The organism is Polaromonas sp. P3_C2, from assembly GCF_056402675.1.
In genome coordinates, this window is the sequence record NZ_JBFUGX010000975.1 from 1 (window position 1) to 1,167 (window position 1,167).

The 1,167-nt window shown below is 55.4% G+C and carries 2 protein-coding genes; both read left to right on the plus strand.

The window, feature by feature from the left end; translation table 11 throughout:
* Nucleotides 1-282: UDP-N-acetylglucosamine 2-epimerase (locus tag AC1DWI_RS23915; protein ID WP_477726007.1), on the plus strand; the 282-nt coding region annotated here is incomplete at its 5' end.
* A gap of 24 nt (nucleotides 283-306) precedes the next feature.
* Nucleotides 307-1,167 (plus strand): aminotransferase class I/II-fold pyridoxal phosphate-dependent enzyme (locus AC1DWI_RS23920; protein ID WP_477726008.1); only part of this gene is annotated, 861 nt, incomplete at its 3' end.

The window sequence follows — 1,167 nt, forward strand, 5'->3', positions numbered from 1 at the left end:
CTTATTGGAAATTCGTCATCGGGCGTTATCGAAGCCGCTAGCTTTGGTACGCCGGTTGTCAATATTGGCAACCGGCAACGCGCCAGACAACGCAATGTGAACACCATTGATTCCACCAACGACAGCGACTCCATAGCGAAAGCGATTCGATCTGGACTTGATCATGGTCGATTTCCTCCCGGAAATTTTTATGGTGACGGCCAAGCAGGTGCCCGCATCGTTCATCTTCTCGCTACCCAGAGCATTGCGCCAGATATCCTGGACAAGGTCAATACTTATTAACGCCTCCATACATTGGGTTTGATCATGCACACTGCGCGATTTGAAGACCTTTGCGTGTCCGGTGACCTGCCCTGGATGCAGGCATTGACGACGATGGACAGCACCGCGCAGGGTATTCTCCTGGCGGTCGATACGCGAGGTGTGTTGGTTCGGACGGTGACTGATGGCGATTTGCGTCGCGCTGTGATCGATAAAGCATCTCCCGACGCAGCCCTGACGACGTTGCCTTCACGGCCACCAGTGACCGCCGATGAGTCTTCTTCTCTGGTTGATATCAAGAAACTGATGGATGTCCACGGCATTGCACATGTGCCAATCGTCGACACGGCCGGCCGACCCATTGATATCGTTTTCAGTCGTGAGCTGGCACAACGTGTCTGGTTGTCGTCCCCGCATCTTGGTGAAGAGGAAACGGTATTCGTTGAAGATGCCTTCAAGACCAACTGGATTGCACCGTTGGGCCCTCACGTCGATGGGTTTGAACGCGAACTGGCCGAGCATGTCGGGGTTGCGCACGCCGCAGCGGTCAGTTCAGGAACTGCCGCCATTCACCTGGGCTTGGTCCTGCTGGGCGTCAAACCGGGAGATACCGTATTTTGCTCCTCACTGACCTTTGTCGGCAGTTGCAACCCCATCCTTTATTGCGGAGCAAAGCCGGTATTCATTGATTCCGAACCCCAGTCCTGGAACATGTCGCCCGCAGCGCTGGAACGCGCTTTTGAGTGGGCCAAGCGCGAGAGCCGGCTGCCTGCATGCGTTGTGCTGGTCAACCTCTACGGGCAAAGTGCTGACATGGACGCGCTGCTGCCAATCTGTGAGCGGTATGGTGTTCCAGTGCTTGAAGATGCCGCCGAATCGCTTGGCGCACATTACAAGGGTAAAAGC